The organism is Streptomyces sp. YS-3, assembly GCF_045257485.1.
Lineage (GTDB): Bacteria > Actinomycetota > Actinomycetes > Streptomycetales > Streptomycetaceae > Streptomyces.
Map to the genome: position 1 here is coordinate 1 of NZ_JBJHPC010000704.1, position 3,305 is coordinate 3,305.

Genomic DNA, 3,305 nt, shown 5'->3' on the forward strand with positions numbered 1-3,305 from the left:
CCCAGGGCCCCTCCCCGCCCGCGTTGCCGTACGAGACGAGCCGCCCGTACAGCGCCAGCGCGTCCAGGCCCCGGCGCAGGGTCTCGCCGCCGACCGGGTCGAGGACCAGGTCCACACCCCGGCCCCCGGTCGCCCGGCGCGCGTCCTCGGCGAAGGACTCGGTGAGGAACACGTCGTCGTACCCGTGCTCGCGCGCGTACGCGGCCTTCGCCCGGCTGGAGACCACTCCGTAGACGGCGCCCGCGCCCGCGAGCCGGGCGATCTGGCCGACGGCCGTGCCGACGCCGCCCGCCGCGCCCTGGACCAGGACGGTCTCGCCGGCCCGCAGCCGCCCCACCTCATGGATGAGCGCGTGCGCGGTCGGCAGGACGGTGGGGAGCGTGGCGGCGGCGCGCAGGCCGACGCCCTCGGGGACGGGGAAGACGGTGGCGGCCGGGACGACCGCCACCTCCGCGTAACCGCCGTCCTCGGACATCGCGGCGACCTCCTGCCCGACCGCGAGCCCCACGACGCCCTCGCCCAGCTCCCGTACGCGCCCGGAGACCTCCAGACCCGGCACGAAGGGCAGGGACGTGACCCGGTAGCCCTCCGAACGGGCCTTCACCTCGGCGAAGTTGACCCCCGCCCAGGCGACGTCGACGGCGACCTCACCGGGGCCGGGCCGGGGCGCCTCCGTCTCGACCAGCCGCAGTACTTCCGGACCACCCAGCTCGCTGACCTGAATCGCACGCATGACGCGGGGCCTCCTGGAGACCTAAAGTGTTCAATGAAAGTCGAACACTTAGAAGTGTACGACGATTGTCGAACACTGGGCAAGGGCGGACCGCCGGGCCCGGCCCCGGGAGGAAGGACTCCGATGAACCATCGCGCGGCACCCGAACACACCCACCCCGACAAGGTCCCCCTGATCACGGCCCTGGACGCGCTCGGCGACCCGGTCCGCCTCCAGCTCGTGCGCGAGCTGGCCGGGTCGAAGGAGTGGACGCGCAGTTGCGGCTCCTTCGACGTGCCGGTGCGCAAGGCGGCGCTGAGCCACCACTTCTCGGTGCTGCGCGCGGCCGGGCTGGTCGAGCAGCGCGACGACGGGGCCAAGCGGATCAACCGGCTGCGCCGCGAGGAGTTCGACCAGCGCTTCCCGGGCCTGCTCGACCTGGTCCTGAGCGTCGACTGAGCCGACTGAGGACGGGCGGGCCAGCCGGCGGTTCAGTGCCCGCCGGCCCGCACCAGCCCCGACTCGTACGCGAGGACGACCACCTGGACCCGGTCCCGCAGCCCCAGCTTCGTCAGGATCCGGCCGACATGGGTCTTCACGGTGGCCTCCGAGAGGACCAGACGCGCCGCGATCTCGCCATTCGAGAGGCCCTGCGCGACCAGCAGCATGACCTCGCGCTCGCGCTCGGTCAGCCGGTCCATGGCGCCGCCGGGGCCCTGCTCCTTGCCGGTCGACGGCAGCATCGGGGCGAACCGGTCGAGCAGGCGCCGGGTGGTGGAGGGCGCCACGACCGCGTCGCCGCTGTGCACCGAGCGGATGGCGCCCAGGAGTTCGGCCGGGGGCACGTCCTTCAGCATGAAGCCGCTGGCGCCCGCCTTGAGGCCGGAGAACGCGTACTCGTCGAGGTCGAAGGTGGTCAGGATCAGCACCTTGGGGGGCGTCTGGGCCGAGCAGATCCGGCGCGTCGCCTCCACCCCGTCCAGGCGCGGCATGCGCACGTCCATCAGCACCACGTCCACGGCGGTCGCGCGGAGGATCTCGATCGCCTCCGCGCCGTCGCCCGCCTCCGCGACGACCTCCATGTCCGGCTGGGCGGCGAGCACCATCCGGAAGCCGGTGCGCAGCAGCACCTGGTCGTCGACGAGCATCACGCGGATCGTCATCGGGTCCCTCTCCATCAAGACGTACGGGGATTTCGGCGTACGGCACCCCTCGGGCGTACGCAAACTACGTGGCGGGCTTCAGCGGCAGCAGGGCGCTGATACGGAAGCCGCCGCCCGGCCGCGGGCCCGCGTCCAGGGTGCCCCCCACCATGCCGACGCGCTCGCGCATACCGATCAGACCGTGCCCCTGGCCGTCGGCGCCGCCGTCCTCGTACACCTCGTGCACCGCCCCCCGGCCGTCGTCCTCGACCAGCAGGCCGAGCCCGTCGTCGAAGTAGACCAGGCGGACGCTGGCGCCCGCCTCGGGGCCGCCGTGCTTGCGTGTGTTGGTCAGCGCCTCCTGCACGATCCGGTACGCCGTGAGCTCGACGCCGCTGGGCAGCGGGCGCGGGGTGCCCTCGATCTTGAAGTCCACGGTGAGCCCGGCGGTGCGCACCTGCTCGACCAGCTCCTCGATCTGCTCGACATCGGGCTGCGGCACGTACTCCCCCGCCTCCCGGTGCTCGCCCGTGCGCAGCACGCCCAGCAGGCGGCGCATCTCCGCGAGCGCCTGGCGGCCGGTCATCGAGATGGTCTCCAGGGCGATCTTCGCCTGGTCGGGCGCGCTGTCCATCACATACGCGGCGCCGTCCGCCTGGACCACCATCACCGAGACGTTGTGGGCGACGACGTCGTGCAGCTCGCGGGCGATCCGGGCGCGCTCGGCGGCGACCGCGACCTTGGCCTGCGCCTCGCGCTCCTTCTCCAGCCGGGCGGCCCGCTCCTCCAGCTGGGCGAAGTACGCCCGGCGGGTGCGCATCGAGTCGCCCAGGACCCAGGCGAGCAGGAACGGGACCGTCATCACGACGGCGAAGAAGATGATCTGGCCCGGGCCGGAGCCGCCGTCGCCGCCGTCGTTGTAGTCGGGCCAGCGCAGCATCGCGATCACGGCCGCGAGCAGCGAGCCCGCCAGAGCGAGCCGCGAGGCCCAGCGCTCGCCGACGGCGGCGGCGGTGTAGATCGAGACCAGCATGGCGAAGTCCGACACGTTCGGACTGACGTCCAGGACCAGCTGGGCCACGCCCAGCACGGTCGCCAGCACCAGTGTCTTCTCGGGAGCGCGCCGGCGCAGCGCCACGGCGGCGCTCAGGCCGACGGCGATGAGCAGGGCCGCCGCGGCCGAGCCGTGGCCGACCCCGCTGGACACGAACGACATGCCGGAGATCCCTAGGAGGAAGACGGCCCAGAGGGTGTCCACCGCGGTGGGGTGTCTGCGGATGAAGTCGTAGAGGCGTTGCACGTAACCCAGCGTAGGGATGCCGGATCGGTGCAAGGGTCAACCGGAGGGTCGATCCGGGTGACCGGGGCGTACTCCCCAAGGTGGAGGGCGCCTAGCCTTCTGCTGTGAATCACGAGGCGGGCGACGGCGGCGGTGGCGGGCGGGACGGCGG

General features: G+C 73.0%; 4 protein-coding genes. 1 reads left to right on the forward strand and 3 read right to left on the reverse strand.

Going from position 1 to position 3,305, the window contains the following annotated elements; genetic code table 11:
• Positions 1 to 733 (reverse strand): zinc-binding alcohol dehydrogenase family protein (locus ACJA3G_RS33545; RefSeq protein ID WP_406556807.1); only part of this gene is annotated, 733 nt, incomplete at its 3' end.
• 123 nt (positions 734 to 856) lie between these two features.
• Between ACJA3G_RS33545 and ACJA3G_RS33550 the strand changes: the two genes are divergently transcribed.
• Positions 857 to 1,171, forward strand: a complete 315-nt coding sequence (locus ACJA3G_RS33550) for an ArsR/SmtB family transcription factor (protein WP_406556808.1) — start codon at positions 857 to 859, stop codon at positions 1,169 to 1,171.
• 32 nt (positions 1,172 to 1,203) lie between these two features.
• On the opposite strand, the gene ACJA3G_RS33555 is transcribed toward ACJA3G_RS33550, so the two are convergent.
• Both ACJA3G_RS33555 and ACJA3G_RS33560 read right to left on the reverse strand, forming a co-directional pair.
• Positions 1,204 to 1,875, reverse strand: coding sequence for a response regulator (locus ACJA3G_RS33555; protein WP_406556809.1), 672 nt, complete (start codon positions 1,873 to 1,875; stop codon positions 1,204 to 1,206).
• A gap of 64 nt (positions 1,876 to 1,939) precedes the next feature.
• Positions 1,940 to 3,154: a sensor histidine kinase gene (locus ACJA3G_RS33560; RefSeq protein WP_406556810.1), complete on the reverse strand. Its 1,215-nt coding sequence runs from the start codon at positions 3,152 to 3,154 to the stop codon at positions 1,940 to 1,942.
• Positions 3,155 to 3,305: the final 151 nt, after the last annotated feature.

Coding starts and splice junctions, on each gene's coding strand:
- ACJA3G_RS33550 (WP_406556808.1), top strand. CDS start 857: ATGAACCATCGCGCGGCACCCGAACACACCCACCCCGACAAGGTCCCC.
- ACJA3G_RS33555 (WP_406556809.1), bottom strand. CDS start 1,875: ATGACGATCCGCGTGATGCTCGTCGACGACCAGGTGCTGCTGCGCACC.